The 20,243-nt window shown below is 63.4% G+C and carries 19 protein-coding genes, 1 pseudogene and 1 riboswitch; of the genes and pseudogenes, 8 read left to right on the forward strand and 12 right to left on the reverse strand.

What is annotated here, in order from left to right; all coding sequences use genetic code 11:
* Positions 1–134: 134 nt before the first annotated feature.
* From E3O11_RS05570 to E3O11_RS05585, 4 genes are all read left to right on the forward strand, one after another.
* Positions 135–1,139: an aldo/keto reductase family protein gene (locus tag E3O11_RS05570; RefSeq protein WP_092448291.1), complete on the forward strand. Its 1,005-nt coding sequence runs from the start codon at positions 135–137 to the stop codon at positions 1,137–1,139.
* Between the two features lie 36 nt (positions 1,140–1,175).
* Entirely contained in the window at positions 1,176–2,021 is an 846-nt protein-coding gene (locus tag E3O11_RS05575) for an NAD-dependent epimerase/dehydratase family protein (protein ID WP_092448292.1), read from the forward strand.
* 740 nt (positions 2,022–2,761) lie between these two features.
* Positions 2,762–3,958 (forward strand): xylose isomerase, encoded by a 1,197-nt coding sequence (xylA, locus tag E3O11_RS05580; RefSeq protein ID WP_092448294.1) that lies wholly within the window; start codon positions 2,762–2,764, stop codon positions 3,956–3,958.
* A gap of 250 nt (positions 3,959–4,208) precedes the next feature.
* Complete coding sequence (locus E3O11_RS05585; RefSeq protein ID WP_092448295.1) at positions 4,209–5,684, forward strand: xylulokinase; 1,476 nt, start codon at positions 4,209–4,211, stop codon at positions 5,682–5,684.
* 418 nt (positions 5,685–6,102) lie between these two features.
* Here E3O11_RS05585 and E3O11_RS18670 read toward each other — a convergent pair whose 3' ends face one another.
* The 8 genes from E3O11_RS18670 to E3O11_RS05625 all read right to left on the reverse strand — a co-directional run bounded on the left by E3O11_RS18670 (position 6,103) and on the right by E3O11_RS05625 (position 14,405).
* Complete coding sequence (locus tag E3O11_RS18670) at positions 6,103–6,471, reverse strand: putative quinol monooxygenase (protein ID WP_092448296.1); 369 nt, start codon at positions 6,469–6,471, stop codon at positions 6,103–6,105.
* Entirely contained in the window at positions 6,468–7,481 is a 1,014-nt protein-coding gene (locus E3O11_RS05595; RefSeq protein WP_092448297.1) for a sugar phosphate isomerase/epimerase family protein, read from the reverse strand. Before E3O11_RS05595 ends, E3O11_RS18670 begins: the two co-directional genes overlap by 4 nt.
* Entirely contained in the window at positions 7,478–8,590 is a 1,113-nt protein-coding gene (locus tag E3O11_RS05600; protein ID WP_092448298.1) for a Gfo/Idh/MocA family protein, read from the reverse strand. The genes E3O11_RS05595 and E3O11_RS05600 overlap by 4 nt, the downstream gene beginning before the upstream one ends.
* Positions 8,587–9,558, reverse strand: coding sequence for an ABC transporter permease (locus E3O11_RS05605; protein ID WP_092448299.1), 972 nt, complete (start codon positions 9,556–9,558; stop codon positions 8,587–8,589). The genes E3O11_RS05600 and E3O11_RS05605 overlap by 4 nt, the downstream gene beginning before the upstream one ends.
* Complete coding sequence (locus E3O11_RS05610) at positions 9,555–11,039, reverse strand: sugar ABC transporter ATP-binding protein (protein WP_092448300.1); 1,485 nt, start codon at positions 11,037–11,039, stop codon at positions 9,555–9,557. Before E3O11_RS05610 ends, E3O11_RS05605 begins: the two co-directional genes overlap by 4 nt.
* A 28-nt stretch (positions 11,040–11,067) precedes the next feature.
* Positions 11,068–12,258: a levoglucosan dehydrogenase gene (locus tag E3O11_RS05615; RefSeq protein ID WP_092448301.1), complete on the reverse strand. Its 1,191-nt coding sequence runs from the start codon at positions 12,256–12,258 to the stop codon at positions 11,068–11,070.
* Between the two features lie 109 nt (positions 12,259–12,367).
* Positions 12,368–13,528, reverse strand: coding sequence for a substrate-binding domain-containing protein (locus tag E3O11_RS05620; RefSeq protein ID WP_092448302.1), 1,161 nt, complete (start codon positions 13,526–13,528; stop codon positions 12,368–12,370).
* A 40-nt stretch (positions 13,529–13,568) separates the two neighbouring features.
* Positions 13,569–14,405, reverse strand: a complete 837-nt coding sequence (locus E3O11_RS05625; protein ID WP_092448303.1) for a sugar phosphate isomerase/epimerase family protein — start codon at positions 14,403–14,405, stop codon at positions 13,569–13,571.
* 149 nt (positions 14,406–14,554) lie between these two features.
* On the opposite strand from E3O11_RS05625, the gene E3O11_RS05630 reads away from it, so the two are divergent.
* From E3O11_RS05630 to E3O11_RS05645, 4 genes and pseudogenes are all read left to right on the forward strand, one after another.
* Positions 14,555–15,700 (forward strand): ROK family protein, encoded by a 1,146-nt coding sequence (locus E3O11_RS05630; protein WP_092448304.1) that lies wholly within the window; start codon positions 14,555–14,557, stop codon positions 15,698–15,700.
* Between the two features lie 315 nt (positions 15,701–16,015).
* A pseudogene (locus E3O11_RS05635) lies at positions 16,016–16,410 on the forward strand (sugar phosphate isomerase/epimerase family protein); the annotation flags it as partial.
* A 119-nt stretch (positions 16,411–16,529) separates the two neighbouring features.
* A complete protein-coding gene (locus E3O11_RS05640) occupies positions 16,530–17,417 on the forward strand; it encodes a DsbA family protein (RefSeq protein ID WP_158251547.1) in 888 nt (295 codons plus the stop codon).
* Between the two features lies 1 nt (position 17,418).
* Positions 17,419–17,931, forward strand: a complete 513-nt coding sequence (locus tag E3O11_RS05645) for a CHY zinc finger protein (protein ID WP_092448307.1) — start codon at positions 17,419–17,421, stop codon at positions 17,929–17,931.
* A 239-nt stretch (positions 17,932–18,170) separates the two neighbouring features.
* On the opposite strand, the gene crcB is transcribed toward E3O11_RS05645, so the two are convergent.
* From crcB to E3O11_RS05665, 4 genes are all read right to left on the reverse strand, one after another.
* Positions 18,171–18,551, reverse strand: coding sequence for a fluoride efflux transporter CrcB (gene crcB / locus E3O11_RS05650; protein WP_092448308.1), 381 nt, complete (start codon positions 18,549–18,551; stop codon positions 18,171–18,173).
* Positions 18,548–19,012 carry a CrcB family protein gene (locus E3O11_RS05655; protein WP_241994659.1) on the reverse strand — a complete coding sequence of 155 codons (465 nt, stop codon included), beginning with the start codon at positions 19,010–19,012 and terminating at the stop codon, positions 18,548–18,550. Before E3O11_RS05655 ends, crcB begins: the two co-directional genes overlap by 4 nt.
* Positions 19,010–19,079: riboswitch (Fluoride riboswitch) on the reverse strand. It overlaps the preceding gene by 3 nt.
* An 88-nt stretch (positions 19,080–19,167) precedes the next feature.
* Positions 19,168–19,668: a universal stress protein gene (locus E3O11_RS05660; RefSeq protein WP_092448310.1), complete on the reverse strand. Its 501-nt coding sequence runs from the start codon at positions 19,666–19,668 to the stop codon at positions 19,168–19,170.
* Between the two features lie 181 nt (positions 19,669–19,849).
* Complete coding sequence (locus tag E3O11_RS05665; protein WP_092448311.1) at positions 19,850–20,209, reverse strand: ArsR/SmtB family transcription factor; 360 nt, start codon at positions 20,207–20,209, stop codon at positions 19,850–19,852.
* Positions 20,210–20,243: the final 34 nt, after the last annotated feature.

Consider the following 20,243-nt stretch of genomic DNA (forward strand, 5'->3'; position numbering starts at 1 on the left):
TCCACTGCTCTCGACTCTCATGTTTCGATCAGAATTCAGGTTACCGCTCCGGATGGACATCGTGGGGTGATACGTTGCCAGAGTCAACAAATCATCGACGGCGCTGACGGACACGGGTGCCAGACAGGGACGTCATGGAGTTTCGTTATCTCGGCAACAGCGGATTAAAAGTTTCAGAAATCACCTACGGCAATTGGCTGACCCACGGTTCTCAGATCGAAAACGACACCGCGACGGCGTGCGTGCGCGCGGCCCTCGACGCGGGAATCAGTTCCTTCGACACCGCAGACGTGTACGCCAACACCATGGCAGAGCAGGTGCTCGGCAACGCGCTCAAGGGCGAACGCCGCCAATCTCTCGAGATTTTCACCAAGGTTTTCGGCCCGACCGGCCCCAAGGGCCACAACGACGTCGGACTCTCCCGCAAGCACATCCTCAAGTCGATCGACGGCTCACTAACCCGGCTGCAGACCGACTACGTCGACCTCTACCAGGCGCATCGCTACGACGTGGAGACCCCGCTCGAAGAGACCATGCAGGCCTTCGCCGACGTCGTGCGCCAGGGCAAGGCCCTCTATATCGGGGTGAGCGAGTGGAACGCCGAGCAGCTACGCGCCGGCCACAAGCTTGCTACCGACCTGAATATTCAGCTCATCTCCAACCAGCCGCAGTATTCGATGCTCTGGCGTGTGATCGAATCCGAGGTGGTTCCGGCCGCCGAGGAACTCGGCGTCTCCCAGATCGTCTGGTCCCCGGTTGCGCAGGGCGTGCTTACCGGCAAGTATCTGCCGGGGCAGGCGCTCCTTGAAGGCAGCCGGGCAACGGATGCCAAGGGTGGCGCCAATATGATCCAGCGCTGGATGAGCACCGAGGTTCTCACGGCCGTGCAGAAGCTGCGCCCGATCGCCGATGACCTCGGGCTCACCATGGCTCAGCTCGCGCTCGCCTGGGTGCTCGCGAATAAGAACGTCGCCTCCGCCATCATGGGCGCTTCCCGCCCCGAGCAGGTCGCCGACAATGTGAAGGCCGCCGGAGTGCAGCTCGACTCTGAGGTGCTCACACAAATCGACGCCGCCGTGCGCGACCTGGCCGAGTTCGACCCGCGCAAGACCGTCTCGCCGGAGCAGCGCGAAGCGTAAGCCAGCGGCATCCGCTATTAAAAAAAGGCGTACTTAATGAGAATCGCCGTTACCGGCGGCAGTGGCAAGCTCGGACGCAGCGTCGTCGCGCGCCTGACCAGCGAGGGCCACACCGTCACCAACCTCGATCAGTCGGGAGTGCGCGGCGCCGGATTCACCCAGATCGACCTGACCGACTACGGCCAGGTGAGTGACGTGATGTTCGGCATCGACGACCGCACCGACGGGTTCGACGCGCTCGTGCACCTCGGCGCCATTCCGGCCCCGGGCATTTTGCCCGACGTGGCCACCTTTCATAACAATATGCTCGCGACCTACAACGTGTTCCAGGCCGCGCGGCGGGCGGGCATCAAGCGCATCGTGTATGCCTCGAGCGAGACCACCCTGGGTCTGCCCTTCGATATCGACCCGCCGTACATTCCCGTCGATGAGGCGTACCCGGCCCGCCCGGAGAGCACGTATTCGCTGGTCAAGCACCTCGAAGAGCAGATGGCCATTCAGCTCGTGCGCTGGGATCCGCTGCTCAGCATCACCGCGTTACGCTTCTCCAACGTCATGGACGAAGGCGACTACGCGGCCTTCCCCGGCTACGACGCCGACGCCACCCTGCGCAAGTGGAACCTCTGGGGTTACATCGACGGTCGCGACGGCGCCCAGGCCGTGCTGCGGGCACTCGAGCAGGCCCAGCCGGGCTTCGAGACGTTCATCATCGCGGCCGCCGACACCGTGATGAGTCGGTCGAGTGCAAGCCTGGCAGCCGAGGTCTTCCCAAACGTTTCCGTCACGAAAGAGGTCGGCGAACACGAGACCTTGCTGTCGATCGACAAGGCGAAGCGGATGCTCGGCTTCGCCCCCGAGCACAGCTGGCGGGATCACGTGTAGCGCGTTGAACCCGTGGACAAGGAACGACGTGTTTACTTTCACATAAAGTGCGTCTGTCTGTGAATGATTGGGAAACGGGGGATTCGCCCTTCGTGAGCACACTCTAGGCGACCCCTCGTCGATTTGAAGATCGGAGGAACCAACTCATGATCGTTCGTTGGGAACAAGGACGGAGCGTAGTTGATCGCCTGATTGCGGAGCGCCGACTGGATCGGGTGGCACCAAATCGAGAGCTCTCAGACCTCATGATCGACCAGGCAGAGGCGCACCTGGCCACCGCGGAGTTCGCCATGCACCACGACGCACCCGGCGCCTTCCAGCTCGCTTACGACGCAGCACCCAAGTCGCTCGCTGCGGAACTGGCCAACCAGGGGCTCCGAGCCAAGAGGGCCGGGGCCCACCTCACACTCTACGAATCCACCCGCGCCCAGCCCCATCCGCCGCTTGGACCTGTCCTCGATGAACTCGACTGGATGCGGCGACTTGCGCAACAGCACGGAATACCCGAATCTGAACCGACCCATTGCAGGGTTGACCGATGTCCAGGACTCAATTCCCGCTGCCCCAAAAGATTCTTGAATTGGTGAAAACGCTGCTATACACCATGCCCGTGTATTGACCGAGACGATCGACAGGGCGAGGATGCTCGGCTTCGCAAATTCACGCACGATTGCGCTCGCTTCTCATATATGTTTGAGTAATCAACAAATCATCAATGCAGCTGAAATGGAAAGAGTGACATGACCGTGAGCCTGACCCCCACCCGCGACGACAAGTTCTCCTTCGGCCTGTGGACCGTCGGTTACAACGGCAGTGACCCGTTCGGCGGCCCGACCCGGCCCAAGCTAGACGTGGTCGACGCCGTCACTAACCTGGCCGAGCTCGGCGCCTACGGCCTCACCTTTCACGATGATGACCTGTTCGACTTCGGTTCAACGGATGCCGCCCGCCAGTTGCAGATCGACCGCCTCAAGCAGGCCCTCGCCGACACCGGCCTGGTCGTGCCGATGGTCACCACCAACCTGTTCAGCGCTCCGGTGTTCAAAGACGGCGGGTTCACCTCGAACGACCGGGCCGTGCGCCGGTTCGCCCTGCGCAAGGTTTTGCGCAATATCGACCTCGCCGCCGAGCTCGGCGCCCAGACGTTCGTCATGTGGGGCGGCCGCGAGGGCGCCGAGTATGACTCGGCCAAGGACATCCGTTCGGCGCTCAACCGCTACCGCGAAGCTGTGAACATGCTCGGCGACTACGTCACCGACAAGGGCTACGACATTCGTTTCGCGATCGAGCCCAAGCCCAACGAACCCCGCGGCGATATTCTGCTGCCGACCGTCGGCCACGCGATGGCCTTCATCGAAACCCTCGAGCGGCCCGAGATGGTGGGCGTGAACCCCGAGGTCGGGCACGAGCAGATGGCCGGCCTCAACTTCGCTGCCGGCATCGCCCAGGCGCTGTACCAGGGCAAGCTGTTCCACATCGACCTGAACGGTCAACGCGGCATCAAGTACGACCAGGACCTGGTCTTCGGGCACGGCGACCTGCAGAACGCGTTCGCCCTCGTCGACCTGCTCGAAAACGGCGGCCCTAACGGTGGCCAGACCTACACCGGGCCCCGCCACTTCGACTACAAGCCTTCACGCACGGAAGACGTCGCCGGAGTGTGGACCTCGGCCGCCGCCAACATGCGCACCTACCTGCTGCTCAAACAGCGCGCCGCCGCCTTCCGCGCCGACCCCGAGGTGCAGGCGGCCCTCGCCGCGTCGAAGGTGCCTGACCTGTCGAACAACACCCTCGCCGTCGGCGAGAGCTACGACGACCTGCTGGCCGACCGCGGCTCCTACGAAGACTTCGACACCGACGCGTACTTCGGCGGCAAGGGCTTCGGCTTCGTGCACCTGCAGCAGCTCGCCCTCGAACACCTGCTCGGCGCCCGCTAGCCCCTGCCCCTGCCCCTGCCCGGCGGGGGCTAATTCAGGGTTCGGCCGCCATCGCCACTATGTGCCCCGTAAAATCGGGGTCGGGTGCCAACCAGCACCCCCGGTTTCCTGATTTAGCCACCCACCACCGCGCATAACTCCTGCAAATTATCTGCCGCCCGCACCGACACCCACGTCTTTACGCCAAAGTCACTGGGCGGCCGCACAGATTGCAGGAGTTATGCGCACCTGACCTACGAACGGACATGTCATGACACTGGTTGCCGGAGTCGATTCGTCGACACAGAGTTGCAAGGTCGTCATTCGTGACGCCGACACCGGAGCGCTGGTGCGGTCCGGTCGGGCCAGCCACCCCGAAGGCACCGAGGTCGACCCCGCCGCCTGGTGGGACGCCCTGCAGGAGGCCGTCGCTGACGCCGGCGGGCTCGACGACGTCGCCGCCATCTCGATCGGGGCGCAGCAGCACGGCATGGTCGTGCTCGACATCGACGGCGAAGTCATTCGCCCGGCGCTGCTCTGGAATGACACCCGCAGCGCCCCGGCCGCCCTCGACCTGCTGCGCGAAGTAGGCGCCGCCGAGTACGCCGCCCGCACCGGAGTCGTTCCGGTCGCGTCCTTCACCGCGACCAAACTCCGCTGGCTCCAGGACGCCGAACCGGCCAACGCGGCCCGGGTCGCCGCCGTAGCCCTGCCGCACGACTGGCTCACCTGGCGTCTGCGCGGCTTCGGCCCGGCCGCGACCTCCGTCGTCGCCGATGGCCCGGCCGCCGAAAATCCCCTCGGCCCCGTGCTGACAGAGCTCACCACCGACCGTTCCGACGCGAGCGGCACAGCGTATTGGTCGCCGAGCACCGGCGACTATGACCTTGACCTGTTCGAACTCGCCCTCGGCCACGCCGCCGTGCTCCCCCGCGTGCTGGATGCCGCCGACCAGGCCGGCGTTACCGCGCGACTCGTCGACAGCAGCAACCACGCCTGGCTCCCAGCCGGCATCGTGGTTGCCGCGGGTGCCGGCGACAATGCGGGTGCCGCCCTCGGCCTCGGCGCGAGCGCCGGCGATGTCATCGTCTCGATCGGCACGAGCGGCACCGTGTTCGCCGTCACTGATCAGGCCACAACGGATGCCTCCGGCTCGGTCGCCGGGTTCGCCTCCGCTTCCGCAGACTTCCTGCCCCTGGTCGCGACCCTCAATGCCGCCCGCGTTCTCGACTCCATCGCAGCGCTGCTCGGCGTCGACTACGACGAGTTGGGGCGCCTCGCCCTAGAAGCCGAGCCGGGAGCACAAGGCCTCGTGCTGCAGCCGTACTTCGCCGGGGAACGCACGCCGAACCTGCCGGAGGCGACGGCATCCGTTTTCGGAATGACTCTCGCGTCGACGACCCGGCCGAACCTGGCACGCGCCGCGATCGAGGGCATGTTGTGCGGACTGGCCGACGGCCTCGACGCCGTGCAGGCGCTGGGCGTTGCCGTCGGGCGCATTCTGCTGATCGGCGGGGCGGCGCAGAACCCGGCCGTGCGCGCCATCGCCGCCCAGGTGTTCGCCGCTCCGGTCGTGGTACCGGCGCCGGGCGAGTATGTCGCCGACGGCGGGGCAGTGCAGGCGGCCTGGGCTCTGACCGGCACCCGGCCGACCTGGGCTGCGGCCATTGCGGCCGAGCCGGCGCCCGACTTTCAGACGGTCATTCGCGCGCAGTACGCCGCGCACGCCGCGGCCTCATTCCTCTGAACGCTCCTCAAGCGGGACCGTAGGCGCCGACCACTGAATAGCCGGTGCGCAACGACGACCGTTTCAACTGCTCAATTTCCCCCAGCCAGCGCGCATCCACTCCCCGGCGCACGTATGAGCGGTGCCTCGCCCTGCTCGGATGCCGGTCGCCGATTTCTGGAGGGGATCGAGCCAGCTCGCTCAGGCGCCGGACGATCGCATCAGGTGCGAGTATGTGCTGGATGACCCTCCTGGCGTCCTCGAGCACCCGACCGCGTCCATGTCGCTGGACACCACGATGCGTAGACCTCCTCTGACGTTCAGATCACCGCAGCTCCCGAGCGCTCAAGGCCGATACAGTAACTGAGTGAAAGCGTGGAACGACGCCCCCCAAACCATGCATCTGGACCAGAACCCGCAGATCAAATCCTCGAATCCCTTAAACGACTTCCACAGGGGACTTCCGACACGGGGCATCGGTCCGGGCGGAGCTTGTGCGCACCAGCCGACCGGTTTGCACATCGAGGCCACTCTCTTCTATAACGCCTTCGGCCACAACCTCCCACTCGTGGAAGTGAACGGATGTCCGGTGTACGTTATAGGCCTCGGCGTCACGGTAGACCTCGTAGACGCCAAACAGCCGGGTCGCGCGATCGAGTTCGATTACGTCGTACTGCAAACAGCCGGTCTCATCGGCGAGGGACCGCTCGGCAAGCCTTAGAAGATGCGTGAGAAACCGTTCGAGCTTCGCTTCACACACCCGAATTTGAGCAAAAACAACGAACGCCGACTCCGCTGGCGTCGTCATTGGTTTGTGAACGCCGCGTCGAATGAGTCGGTCGGCCGTGTCCACAGCTTAGAACGAACGAACTCGATTGCCTCAGCCGCACCGTGGAGCCGGTCCATTCCTGCATCCTCCCACTCGATCGAGATGGGTCCGCTGTAGCCGATCGCCTCCAGGGCTCGGAATGCGTCTTCCCATGGCACATCGCCGTGTCCTGTCGATACGAAATCCCAGCCGCGTCGTGGGTCGCCCCACGCGAGGTGGGAACCCAGAACGCCGGCACGGCCGTTGGTTGGGCGCAGTCGGGTGTCCTTGCAGTCCACGTGGTAAATCCGGTCTTGAAAGTCCCAGATGAATCCGACAGGATCGATGTTTTGCCACATCATGTGACTCGGATCCCAGTTGAAGCCGAACGCCGGGCGATGGCCGATCGCCTCAAGAGTGCGCACGCTTGTCCAGTAGTCGTAGGCGATCTCACCGGGATGTACTTCGTGCGCGAATCGAACGCCCTCGTCGTCGAAGATGTCGAGGATTGGATTCCATCGTGCGGCGAAGTCATCGTAGCCGGCCTCAATGACCGACGGCGGCACTGGCGGGAACATGGCAACGTACGGCCAGATCGATGAACCAGTAAATCCCACAACCGTGTCTACCCCGAGCTTGCGCGCGACGCGCGCGGCACGTTTCATGTCCTCGGCTGCCCGCTGCCGCACACCTTCAGCCTCTCCGTCTCCCCACACATAGGGGCGCAGGATCGCCTGATGGCGAAAGTCGATGGGAGCGTCGCAGACGGCCTGCCCTGCGAGGTGGTTCGAGATGGCAAAGACCTTCAGGCCGTGGCGGTCTAAAATCTCGAGCCGGGATGCGAGGTACGCGGCATCTTCATCGGCTCGTTGTAGGTCGAGGTGGTCGCCCGACGCGGCGATCTCAAGACCGTCATAGCCCCACGAGGCGGCCAGGCGCGCTACCTCTTCGAAGGGGAGGTCTGCCCATTGGCCCGTGAACAAGGTGACGGGGTGCGTCGGCTGGCTCATGCCGCCCTCGAGGTCGACTGACGAGTTGGTACGACCTCGACCCAATTACCCGATTTCGATGACTCGATGACTGCATCCGTCAGCTGGGCGGCACGCACTCCATCGGCAAAGGTGGGAAGTCCATGGACGACTTTGCCCTCGATCACGGAATGCACATCCTTCATGAATAGACCGAAGCAATCTTGATAGCCCTGCGGATGCCCGGAGGGCACTGTGACGTAGGGCGCGGTGGCAGCGTGGTTCACCGTCTCAAGGCCCTTCGGAATGATTGAGATTCCTGAGGTCGACCCGATCCACAGACCGTTTGGATTTTCTTGGTCGAAGGCATAGGAGCGGTGTTCGCCATCGAGCGACATCCACAGCTGATTTTTACGTCCGGGGCTGGCTTGGGAGATTACGACAGAGCCTGTGGCGCCGTGATCTGTATGGAACATCATGGTCACTCCGTCTTCTGTGGCGACGGCGACCTCGCCCGCCTCGGACAGGCGAGTGTCATGTAGCCGCGAGCTCTGCGCGAGCAATTTTTGTATGCGGTGACCGGTAGTGAACTCGAAAAGGTCGCACCAGTGCACACCGATGTCGGCGAAGGCACGGGATCCCGCGTCCATCACCCGCCAGTTGTAGCTCGACTGATCGGAGAGCCAGTCTTGTAGGTAGTGACCGTGCGCGAGCCAGATGCGTTCGCCAGAATCGGCGATTCGGGCCTTTGCTTCGCGAACCGTCGGATAGAAGCGGTAGACGAAGGGCACGGCGTTTACGACTCCGGCATCATCGGCGGCGCGCTGGAGCCGTAGGGCGTCGTCGGCGGTGAGGGCTAGTGGTTTCTCACAGATGACGTGTTTGCCCGAGGCAATTGCGGCCAGGGCTAGTGGAACGTGCTGCGCGTTTGGAGTGCAGATGTGTACCAGATCGACATCCGGATGGGCGATCAACTCTTCTGGTGTGAGAGCCAGCGGCACGTTCTCTTCGTCAGCGGCTAGTCGTGTTCGGTCGGCATCGCGGCCGGCGTAGGCGACGACGACGCCGCCTACTGAACGCACAGCGTGTGTGTGCACCCGTCCCATAAAGCCGGTTCCGATAATGCCGCTCCGGAGCGGTCGGGTCGTCACTTTTTCCTCGATAAGGCGACCGCTGCGATGATGATCGCGCCACGCACGACCGACTGTTGGGCGACGTCGAGCCCGGCGAGGATGAGGCCGTTGTTAATGAGACCCATGAAGAGCGACCCGACGAGCGTACCGATGATCGCCCCCCGGCCTCCGAAAAGGCTTGTACCGCCGAGAATTACTGCGGCGATGACTGTGAGCTCGTCACCTTGGCCCCATTGGAAGCGGCCTGATTCGAGCCGGCCCGCGTAAAGCATCCCTGCGATAGCAGCGGCGATACCTGAAAGAAGCAGTACGGTGAATTTAATCCGTGCGGTGCGGATTCCGGTGTACGCGGCTGCGGTGGGATTACCGCCGGTCGCCAACACACGGCGTCCGAAACTTGTTCGGTTCATTGCAATCCATCCGACCGCCACGGCCACGACCGTCCAGACGAGGAGCCCGGGTACAGGGCCGAAATCACCGCCGCCGAAGATCTGCACATACAAGGTGTCGCTGATGGGCTGGGGTGCCGAGGCGGTGATCCACTGCGCGAGCCCGGCCGCGAGGCCGAGCATCCCAAGCGTAACGAGGAAGGACGGGACCTTCAGCAAGGCAACGAGTCCGCCGTTGATCGCGCCGATAATGGCCCCGGAGAGTAGTCCCGCGACGATGCCGGGAACGAGCCCCCACTGGGTCGTCGCCATGGCGGTGACGACGGAGGCGAGACCGGCGATCGAGCCGACGCTGAGGTCGATTTCGGCAGTGGCGATCACGAAGGTCATTGCGACAGCCATTATCGAAATTGTTGCCGTCTGCCGCACGATGTTCAGCATGTTGTTGGCGGAGAGGAATCCGTCGTTGCTAAGGAAGATGGCGAACAGGATGAACACGACCACGAACGCGATGTAAATAACGTTGCTACGCCAGTCGAACCGACTAACAGCTTGGGAGATGAGGGATGGCCTGGTGGCCGTTGTGGGGCTGCTCATGCTGCCTCTCCTTGGATTATGAGTTGAAGCTGTTCCTCGCTCGCGACGTCGTCGCGGTCGAGTTCGCGGTCGGAGCGTCCTTCGCGGAACACGACGATGCGGTCGGCGACCGCGAGGAGTTCTGGTAATTCGGATGAGATGAACAGCACCGCATTGCCCTGCGATGCAAATTCACGCACGATGTCGAGGATTTCCGTCTTCGTGCCAATGTCGACACCGGAGGTAGGCTCGTCCATCACTAATATGCGAGGGCCTGTGTTGATCCACTTCGCCACGACTACCTTCTGCTGGTTGCCGCCTGACAGCAGACTGACCGGCGCATAGGGGTCGGCGACCTTGACGTCGAAGCGGTTGACGAGCTGATTGGTCAGCTCGCGCAACTTGGTCATGGAAAGGAAGACGCCTGACTTCACGCGGTCAAGCACGGGAAGGGCGAGATTCTCCGAGACGGAGTGCTCAAGCACCAGCCCCTGTTCGCGACGGTCCTCAGGAATGAGCGCGATACCCGCCTGCTGAGCCGCCATCGGGGTACTAAAGCGAACGAGTGTGCCATCGATACTCAGCGTTCCTTGAGTCGGACGGTCCATTCCGGCGACCACGCGAGCGAACTCGGTGCGTCCGCTGCCCATCAGCCCGGCGAGACCGACGATCTCTCCAGCACGGATCGTGAGGCTGACTGATTTGAGTACGCGACTGCTCCCAATGTCGGTGGCTTCGAGCACAATGGGAGCATCGGCCAGCAGGTGTCGGTCGCGATATACCAGGTCAGAGGCGAGCCTCCGGCCGATGATCGCTTCGATGATCTCGGCTGCGGTCAGTTGCGCGACGCCGGCTGCGAGCACGACGCGGCCGTCCCGCAAAACCGTGATGCGGTCGGCGACCCTGCGGATCTCGTCCATCCGATGGGAGATATAGACGATGGCGATGCCACGGGTCTTGAGCTTGTCGATAAGTTCGAAGAGGTTCTCAACCTCGTGTTTGGCGAGACTGGCCGTGGGTTCGTCCATTACCAGGACGCTGGCATTCTTGGCCAAAGCCTTAGCGATCTCCACCAGCTGCCAGTACGCGGTGCCCAGCGTCTCCACCCGCGCCTTGGGGTCGATCTTTACACCCAAACCGTCAAAGATTTCGCGCGCCGCCTTCTCCGCCATACGGTCATCAACCAGTCCGGCTTTACCGCGGATCTCGCGGTTGAGAAAGATGTTCTGCGCTACCGTCATCGAGGGGATGAGGCTGAATTCCTGAAAGACCATGCCGATGCCGGCCCGCTCGGCATCGGCGGTGGTTCGGATGACGACCGGCTGTCCCCCGACCTCGATAGTGCCAGAGGTGATCGGATGAACGCCTTGCAGGACCTTCATTAGGGTGGACTTGCCCGCGCCGTTCTCTCCGGCGAGAGCGTGCACCTCACCGGCCACGATGTCCATGTCAACGGATTTCAGGACTTCGACCGGGCCGAAGCTCTTGACGATGCCTCGCATTCTTACCGCTGGAGGGGCGCCAGCAGTCTCAGACATCGGTGGCGTTCGGGTCGGTCACATCCGGAACCCGCACCCACTCACCGGTTCGGCCGGATTCAAGAATGGCGTCGTCGACGAGCGCGGCTTGGTAGCCGTCGGCGAAGTTGGGTTCGACAGTTCCGCCTTCAGCGACTGCCTTGAGGAAGTCGTGGGCTTCGATGATCTTCGTTTCGCTGTAACCGATACCCAGCGCAGGGATAGGCCAGAGCGACTCACCATATGGCGTGTTCGGGCCGGTATATACCGTGCGAAAGCCTCGACGATCGGCGCGGTCATTCTTGAACGCTACCTGGAGCTCGTCACGGTTCTCGTAATTGAAGAAAATAGAGCCTTCGGTTCCATGAATTTCGAAGGTGATGTAGTTGTTGCGGCCCCAGGCGTTGCGCGTTGCCTCAAGGGAGCCGACCGCGCCATTGCGAAACTTGATCAACGACATTGCCTCGTCGTCGACGTCGACCGCGCCACGCGGGCCGTCAGACGTGGAGGAACCGCCGAGGGCGTCAAAACCACCAGACTGGAGCGGACGGTCGGGGATAAAGTTCGAGACCAGCGAGGTAACTTCGGAAATCTCGCCGACCAGATAGCGGGCCAAGTCAACCACGTGCGAGCCGATGTCACCCACGGCGCCCGAGCCGGCGATGTCTTTCTGGAAACGCCAGCTGAGCGGCGAGTTCGGGTCTGCGCTCCAATCCTGCAAATAGGTACCGCGAAAGTTCAGAATGGTGCCAATAGCGCCCTCGTCGATGTACTTCTTAGCGAGCGCTACAGCCGGGGTGCGGCGGTAGTTGAAGGCAACTGCTGTAACAACGCCGGCCTTCTGGGCCGCCTCGTACATGCGGCGGGCTTCGCCGGCCGTCGGGGCCAGAGGCTTTTCACAAATGATGTGTTTGCCGGCCTCGGCAGCGGCGATTGCGATCTCGGCGTGCAGATTATTCGGGGTGGCGATATCGATTACATCGATCCCGGGATCGTTGACGACGTCGCGCCACGATGACGAATAACCGTCCCACGAGTACCGCTCGGCGGCAGTGCGAGCAAGATCGTCGGTCACATCGACGATGATCTTCTTGATTGGGCGCGCCGGAGACGGCCAGAAGAACATGGGCATCGCCGCGTAGGCGAGGGAATGGGCTTTACCCATAAATCCGCCACCAATCATGGCGATATTAATCTCTTGCATGACTACCTTTCCTGAGCCACCGGGGCTCGACAGTTCTGTTGATCATCAATTTTCAAAAGTTCTCGTGGGGCGACCGTTTTCGGCCGCCCCACGAGTCGATCATCGGTTATTAGTCGACGTAGGCATCCTTGATGGCAGCCGGCGGAGCCGAGTGGTAAACGGTCTCCCAAGCCTCAAGAACGTTCTTGTGGTCGACGGGCAGCGAGCTCAGCGCGACGTAGGCCGGAACCTCCAGACCGAGCATACTGAGCGCGGCGAGGTCGGCCTCGGCGATTCCCTGGTCATAGGGAAGCTGGGCTCCGAGGCCAACGATCATCTGATTCTTCGCCAGAGCGATCGCCACGTTCGTGCCGAGGTCTTCGGTGGCGATCTTGATGTCGGTGCGACCGGTCTCTCGGGCAGCGGCCATCACGCCCTCCGCTGGCACGTCCCAAACAGCCCAAATACCGTCGAGGTCGGGGTTTTTGGTGAGCATGGCGTTGGCCACGCCTTGGGCATCGCCGGCGAAGTCAGGCCCGGCGATTCCTTGCTCCTGAATGATTTCAATATCGGGGAACTCGTCGGTGATCGTTTTCGTGAAGCCAGCGTATCGCTGCTGGGTGACGAAGAAGTCGGCCTCGTGATAGATCACGCCGATCGTTCCTTGGCCACCGAGGGAGCGGGCGAGGAGGTATGCCGAGGTGACCCCGTTACCGTAGTTGTCGGCTGACACCATCGAGACATAATCTTCACCGGCGACGAAGCCCTGGGGCACATTGTCCATAAAAACTAGTTTGACGCCCTGTTCACTGGCCTTGCGGTAGGCACTAGCCGTTGCCACAGGATCGGTGGGAATGGACACGATGATATCGGGGTCCTGCGCCAGAACCGTCTCGATGTTGGCGACTTGCGTGGCCGGGTTGAAGTTAGCATCCGTGGTTGCGATGACTTCGATGCCGAGACGGTCGAATTCCGCGTTCAGGCCGGCGATTTGGGCGTTCGCCCAGTCGTTTCCACCGTAGTGCATCACAATCGCGGCGGTGAGGCCCATACCCGCGATCTCGGTTGCCTGCTCGTCGGTTACAGTCGTGGTGTCGACCGAGGCGGGCTCTTCGCCGTTGGGGCCGATGCTGAAAACCTTGCCGGTGATGTCCGCGAGGGCCGCATCAATCTGAGCGGTGACCTCGGGTGCAACCTCGGTTGCGGTGGATTGCGCAGACGGGGTGCACCCCGTCAACGCGAATAGACCCGCGGCCGCAACTGCGGCGACAAGCGTTGTTGAAACTTTCATTCTCCATGCTCCTTTGCTATGAGTAACTACTTGGTCGTGCTTAGGATCGTGCGGGGTCGGTAAGCGTTAGGTTCTGCAGAAATGTAAGACTTTTCCTGGCAGCTTCATCGTTGTCACCCTCGTATCCGTCGAGCTCAACGGTGATCCAGTCTTGATAGCCCGCGTCGATGACCGCAGCAAAGATGGCGGTGAGGTCCAGGTCGCCCGCGCCCAGCGGCAGGAAGGCGTTGGTCTTCTGATCGAGGTCTTTCAGGTGCACGTACGCCAGACGGTCGCTGTACTTCTGGATTACGGCTACGGGATCACCGCCGCCTGCGGCGATGTGCGCAACGTCGGCACAAAGACCGATGGAGGTGGCGGCGAAGAGAGCGTCGATTTGGTCCGGTGCTTGGGCGATGCTTCCGAGGTGAGGGTGATAGCTGGGAATGAGGCCGGCCGCGCGAGCGCGCTCGGCGATAATATCCAGGAAGGCACCAGCTACCTCATAGTCCTGCGCCCTAGGGCCGGTGGACCGCACTGCGCCGCCGCCGACTACATAGTGGCGCGCACCCGCGAACGCGGCTAGTCGAATCGAACGATCGAAGCGGACGAGCTCGTCTTCCTGGGCATCAGGGTAGATAAAGTGTCCACCAGTGTAGACGCCAGCGATTTCAAGGCCATTGGCTTGCACGATAGATACGAAGTCGTCGATCGATTCTTCGAAGGGAAGGAGGTTGCCGTCGAACAACTCGATTCCGGAGTAGCCGGCTGCAGCGATCGCCTGGACGGTTTGATGCACGTCTCCCGGCGTCACATAGAAACCCGATCCCAGATCAGTCACTGCGCCGGGCGTACCGACCACGCCGCCCCACGCGTTGGCCTCGTAGGCGAACTTCATCACTTCTACCTCCTTGTAGTTTGTCCTTGCTGGGTTGAAAGTAGCACTTATGACATTAAAATGTCAATAGACAGTTTTTTTGGGCACTCGTTCGGTCCGGTAGTGTTCTTTTTACTCATTGGTCTTTTCATGATTTGGGATACGAGACTATGTTTTCATCCGGTGCCGGCGACCTCTTTCAGCTGTTCCGCGACGGCCGACCGCGAACGCGATCCGAGCTTGTCGACGAGACCGGGTTGGCGAGAACCAGCGTGGTGAACAGGCTGGCTGGGCTCACGGCGATCGGCTTGGTGACTCCGAAAGGCCTGGCATCATCGTCAGGCGGGCGCCCCGCCGCGCGCTTGATGTTCGACCAGACCTCGAGGGTCTGCATAGGAATCGACCTTGGCGCTACCCGCGGTGCGGTGGGCGTTCTCGACCTTTCCGGCCGCGTGCTTTATCAGGAGAGCCGGGTGCTTGACATCGCCGACGGACCGACCGAGATTCTCACATGGGCCGTCGACACCGCGGAGCGCCTACTCGTCGCTAGTGGTCATCAGCAACGGGATCTGTTGGGGATTGGCGTGGGGGTGCCAGGCCCCGTAGAACATTCGACGGGCCGGCCCATCCGCCCCCCGATCATGCCGGGCTGGGACGGCTTTGACATCCCCGCTTTTGTGCGCCAGCGCCTGATGGCCACGGTCCTGGTCGACAACGACGTGAACCTGCTCGCACTCGGCGAGCAAGCGACCCAGTGGCCCGCGGTCGACGATTTGGTCTTCATTAAGGTGTCCACGGGAATTGGCGCGGGCATCATCCTGGGCGGAGTACTGCAGCGCGGTTCCCGGGGCTCAGCAGGCGACATTGGACATGTACTGGTGCCCGGAACGGCCAACGATCGTGACCTTGAGGCGACGGCCAGCGCCCCGGCAATAGCGGCGTACCTGAGTCGGGATGGGGTCGCGATTATCGGGCCCGGTGACGTCACCGGCCGCATCAGAATGGGCGACCCCACAGCGATTGCCGCTGCGCGCGCGGCGGGGCGAGCGATCGGCGAGGTCACGGCGATGTGCGTCAGCGTCCTGAACCCGTCTGTCGTCGTCATTGGGGGACAGCTGGGTATAAACGTGCAGGAGATCATCGCAGGCGTGCGTGAAGTGGTGTACCGGCGATCGATTCCCCTAGCCAATCAGCACCTCAACATCGTGCCCGCTCGGGGTGGTCCCGATGCGGGCATCCGAGGAGCCGGGCTCATGGTGCTCAGCGAGCGCTTGGGTGCGGCCGCCGTGGATGAGATGATCGCCGAGCTCGACTGAATGCAGTTGCACGAGCATCCACCCATCGGTCGGGTTCGGGTTTTGACGCATGGAAAATCTAAAAATACGGTGTTGATCAAGTAAAACACGACTCATAAGGACTCTCGTTTTACCCATCAGAGATGGCATCTCGTCGCTGCTTGTTTCTCAGAGGTGTCAAGCCGTTTCGACATCGTTGGACGACCCAAATTTCATGTCGGCGGACGCGTTGGTCTTGGCGATGTTTTCGGCGGTGAAAGCCAGGCAAACTGAACTCGTCGATGGATAGGCACTACTCCCCGGATACCTCGGCGCGAACGCGAGTCTGAACGCGACCGCCCGGCGTTCGGCCTGAAAGGGGATCCCAGCCATCTCATGTGGCAGCAGATCGATCCGGTCGCGTTCATCAGCGACTTCCAGGACCGCATCTACCACGTGGATTGCAAGGATACGAAGATGCGGATGGGTGGCGGGCGCAACGGCATCCTCTCGTCTCATCTGCCGTGGGGAGACCCGCGACGCGGCTGGGATTTCGTCTCGACGGGCCGCGGTGATGTGCCGTGGGAGGACAGCTTTTGTGCGCTGACCGCGATCGGCTACGACGGCCCCCTCTCGGTGGAGTACGAAGACGCATGGACCGCCTGCAGGGCGCGCCGGAGGCACTCGCTTTCCTGATGAGCTTCGGTTTTGCGCAGCCGAGCACCTCGTTCGATGCGGCCTTCACCCAGTAGGTGCCCACGCGTTAAGCTCGGCTCTCACAGTCGCCTCACAGGCTCCCGGAACCAGACCGTTAGGCAGGGCCGCTAACGTTTTAGGCAACAGCAGCTACAAACGAATGGTGAACTTCCGCATGAGCACTTCCGGCCAGGCCCGCCCGCCCAAGAAAGACCGCCGCGAAGACGCCCGCGAAACCGCCCGCCTCATGCGCGCCGAGCAGGTCAAGCGGGACCAACGCCGTCGACTCTTTCTGCGCGGAGGCATCGGTATCGGCCTGCTCGCCGTGGTCGCCATCGTCGCCGTGGTCATCGTGAACAACGTCACCGCCCCGGCAGCGGCGAGCCCGGCCAACATGGCCAGCGACGGCATCCTGCTCGGTAGCGACGGAACGACGGTTTCCGCCGCCGCGACAGCAGCTCTAGAAGCGGATGCCGACCCGATCGCCACCGACCAGAGCGCGCTTGTCGAGACGGCCAACATCGTGATGTACATCGACTACCTGTGCCCGATCTGCGGCGATTTCGAGGCCACCAATGGCGAGCAGATTACCGAGTGGGTCACCGCCGGAAATGCCACGGTCGAGGTTCACCCGATCTCAATTCTCGATCGGTTGTCGTCGGGCACCGAGTACGCCACCCGCGCCGCAAACGCGGCTGCCTGCGTGGCCAACTATGCTCCCGACAACTTTCTCGATTTCAACGCGGCCATGTTCGCCGATCAGCCCGCCGAGGACACGACCGGCTTGACCAATGCCGAGCTGACCAGCCTGGTTGAGGGGTCCGGGGTGACCTCCAGCGAGGTCGCCAGCTGCATCGCCGATCAGACCTACTCCGACTGGGTCGACGCCTCGACGCAACGTGCGCTCGAGGGACCGATTCCCAACTCCGACATTGATGCAATCGAGGGAACCCCGACGGTGCTGGTGAATGGCGTGAAGTACTCGGGCTCCAACAGCGATGCCGCCACTTTCGAAGCCTTCGTCACTGAGCAGGCGTCCGCTGATGCCGAGTCGGGCGAATAGCATGTTCGGCCCGATTCATCGACCGGGCCCGGGCCCGGAAAGCGGGCCCACGATCGATCATGGGCCCGGCTCCGCAACCTGGGCCCGACGTTCTCAGCCCAGCGCCAACCCCGCCAACAGGGCGAGCGCAGCTCCACCGCCGGATGCCGGCGTAGCATCCGCGAAAACGGATGCCGCGCCGCCCGTGTTCGGGGCGGTTCTCGATTCGGCGACCCGCTGCATCCACTTTCACTCTGAACTGGACATCGTGGCGATCAGGTTCGCCTGCTGCCGGCGCTACTACCCTTGCTACCAGTGCCACGACGAGGCTTTACGGGGCGAACCCGTTCCGCATGCGGCCCGGCGGTGGCCACAGTCCGAGTGGTCGGAGCTCGCGATTCTGTGCGGGGTCTGCCACCGCGAGCTCAGCATCACCGAGTATCGCCAGGTCGAGCGCTGCCCGCACTGCGCGGCCGAATTCAACCCCGGCTGCCGCCTGCACGCCCACCTCTACTTCGAGGAGTCCGACGGGTGACCCGGCCGCGGGCCGATACCTTCAGCCCCCTGAACGCTGGTCATCTCTGGTGAGGTGCCAAAGTTAGCACCTCGCGGCGGCGCACGCACCCCATTCCGCGGGCTCCCATTTCAGGCCCAATCTTTTCCGAGCCCGGGCCCGGGCCCGGAAAGCGGGACCATGATCGATCGTGGGCCCCCGTTCGCAACATGGGCCCGGCCTCGCGGGCGCCCGAGGCAGAGGCAGAGGCAGAGTCAGAGTCAGCCGAGCGCCAGCCCCGCCCAGAGACCGAGTGCTGCGCCGCCAACGGATGCCGCGAGCATGCCGATCCCGTTGGCCAGCGCGGCCAGATACCGCCGTTGCTGGGCCAGTCGCACGGTCTCGAAACTCGCCGTGCTGAACGTCGTGTAGCCTCCGAGCAGACCTACGCCGATCACGAGGCTCCACTCTGGCGCGAGCAGGTGGTTCAGGGCGAGGCCGGTGACGAGGCCGAGCAGCAGCGAGCCGCTCACGTTGATAATGGTCGTGCCGAACGGAAACGCCCCGCCGAGGCGGGAGCGCAAGAGGCCGTCGAGGTAGAACCGGGCGGCCGCGCCCACGCCGCCGGCGCAGGCGATCCCCAGGAACAGGAGCGGGGTCATCCGTTCGCCCCCGGATGCCGGTGCAGAGCGGCGCCGAGCACGATGCCGAGCCCGGTGGCCACGCCGCCAAGCAGCACGGTGCCGAGAGCATAGGTGAGCGCGAGGCCGACCTCGCCGCCGTGCAGGAGCAGTGCACTGTCGGTCGCGAGCGCGCTGTAGGTCGTGAAACCGCCGAGCAGACCGGTGCCGAGCAGGAGTCGCAGGCTGCGGCGGCCACCGGCATCGTATCCGCTGCGCACGAGGGCCTCGAGCAGGAGGCCAAGCAACAGGGCACCGAGTAGGTTAATTCCGAGCGTGGTCAGCGGTAGGCGACCGTCAGGAAGCACGAGCGAGAGCGCTTCGCGCAGGGCGGTGCCCGCCGTTCCGCCGAGAAACACCAGGCCGAGGTAGCGCCAGCGCAGATGCGCGGCGCGCGGCGTGATTTCGTCGATGGTGTCCTGCCCGGTGTGATTCCGTCGCAATGAGTAGGAACCATCAGCGCGGGCAGTTTGAGCGGATGCTCCGGCGGGATCCATCGCCGAGGCCAGAATACACGTCTGCGCCCGGGTAGGCCTCCGGCACGTGGCGACTGCGGCACGTAATCGCTGCGGCGCGAAATACCCGCGCGGCTGGACGGCTACCGCTCCGACTCCCACGGCAGCTCGTCGCGGAAGGCTACCGGGGCGAGCGGAACTACGACGACCGGCCGGTGCTGCCGGTGGGCGAGGTGTACGGCCACGGAGCCGCCGAAGAATTCCTGCACGCTGGCCCGCACGCCGGATTCGCGGGTACCGACCACGATCATCGCGGCGTCGAGCGTGTCGGCGAGGTGGGCGAGGGCACGGGCCGGATCGCCCGCCACCGCCCGGGTAGACCAGACCAGGTTGCTGCCATCGAGCAGAGTCGTCAGGTGAGCGCGGAAGGCCACGCTGAATCCGTCGTCATCGGTGTCGTCAAGGTCGGGGTCGATCGGCAGGGAGATAACGCCTCCATCGGCGAACTCATCCACGAAATATCGGCCGGCATCGACCGTGGCGCAGACCAGCTCGGCCTGAAACCGGGCAGCAAAGGCAGCGGCCTCCAGCACAACGGCGTCGGGCTGGCCCGGAATCACGCCGACGATCACATAGGTGCTCACGGATGGCTCCTCTCCCCTGGCGCCAGCTTGCCAGCAATTGCGCCGAGCGCATAGGGCCAGAACAGACCGAACAATTCGAAAAACGACACGCGACACAAACGGATGCCCCGGCGCCGGCCATCAGCACGAACGGCGGCCTGACAGGACGGCTCAGGTCCCGGACGCGATCAGGCGGCCGACCTCAGACGGCGGCCAGCACGCCCGCGACGGAGTCGAGCGAGCCGGGTACCAGGCTGTAATACGACCAGGTTCCCCGCTTGGCCCGACTGAGAAAACCTGCGTCGACGAGCACCTTCAGGTGGTGCGAGATGGTTGGCTGGCTCAGCGTGAGCTGGTCGGTGAGGTCGCAGACGCAGGCCTCGGCGTCGGCGTGGGCAGCCACGATCGAGATGATGCGCAGTCGGGCGGGGTCGGCGAGGGCCTTGAGCGAGCGGGCCAGGGAGTCTGCGTGGTCCGGGGCGATGGCTGCGCGCGCCAGCGGGGAGGAGCAGGCATCCGCTTGAGAAATGTCGGTCAGGGGCAGGGTCCGGGTAAACGTCATCTGAACAGATCCTCCTTAGATTGACATTGGTCAA

The sequence above is a fragment of the Cryobacterium levicorallinum genome, from assembly GCF_004402405.1.
Classification (GTDB): Bacteria; Actinomycetota; Actinomycetes; order Actinomycetales; family Microbacteriaceae; genus Cryobacterium; species Cryobacterium levicorallinum.

Bases quoted from the DNA above. Each gene is read 5' to 3' on its own strand.
- E3O11_RS05575 (WP_092448292.1), top strand. From the start codon at position 1,176: ATGAGAATCGCCGTTACCGGCGGCAGTGGCAAGCTCGGACGCAGCGTC.
- E3O11_RS05595 (WP_092448297.1), bottom strand. From the start codon at position 7,481: ATGAGCCAGCCGACGCACCCCGTCACCTTGTTCACGGGCCAATGGGCA.
- E3O11_RS05625 (WP_092448303.1), bottom strand. From the start codon at position 14,405: ATGAAGTTCGCCTACGAGGCCAACGCGTGGGGCGGCGTGGTCGGTACG.
- E3O11_RS05610 (WP_092448300.1), bottom strand. From the start codon at position 11,039: ATGCGAGGCATCGTCAAGAGCTTCGGCCCGGTCGAAGTCCTGAAATCC.
- E3O11_RS05620 (WP_092448302.1), bottom strand. From the start codon at position 13,528: ATGAAAGTTTCAACAACGCTTGTCGCCGCAGTTGCGGCCGCGGGTCTA.
- xylA (WP_092448294.1), top strand. From the start codon at position 2,762: ATGACCGTGAGCCTGACCCCCACCCGCGACGACAAGTTCTCCTTCGGC.
- E3O11_RS05570 (WP_092448291.1), top strand. From the start codon at position 135: ATGGAGTTTCGTTATCTCGGCAACAGCGGATTAAAAGTTTCAGAAATC.
- E3O11_RS05605 (WP_092448299.1), bottom strand. From the start codon at position 9,558: ATGAGCAGCCCCACAACGGCCACCAGGCCATCCCTCATCTCCCAAGCT.
- E3O11_RS05640 (WP_158251547.1), top strand. From the start codon at position 16,530: ATGAGCACTTCCGGCCAGGCCCGCCCGCCCAAGAAAGACCGCCGCGAA.
- E3O11_RS05615 (WP_092448301.1), bottom strand. From the start codon at position 12,258: ATGCAAGAGATTAATATCGCCATGATTGGTGGCGGATTTATGGGTAAA.
- E3O11_RS05630 (WP_092448304.1), top strand. From the start codon at position 14,555: ATGTTTTCATCCGGTGCCGGCGACCTCTTTCAGCTGTTCCGCGACGGC.
- crcB (WP_092448308.1), bottom strand. From the start codon at position 18,551: ATGACCCCGCTCCTGTTCCTGGGGATCGCCTGCGCCGGCGGCGTGGGC.
- E3O11_RS05665 (WP_092448311.1), bottom strand. From the start codon at position 20,209: ATGACGTTTACCCGGACCCTGCCCCTGACCGACATTTCTCAAGCGGAT.
- E3O11_RS05645 (WP_092448307.1), top strand. From the start codon at position 17,419: ATGTTCGGCCCGATTCATCGACCGGGCCCGGGCCCGGAAAGCGGGCCC.
- E3O11_RS18670 (WP_092448296.1), bottom strand. From the start codon at position 6,471: ATGACGACGCCAGCGGAGTCGGCGTTCGTTGTTTTTGCTCAAATTCGG.
- E3O11_RS05585 (WP_092448295.1), top strand. From the start codon at position 4,209: ATGACACTGGTTGCCGGAGTCGATTCGTCGACACAGAGTTGCAAGGTC.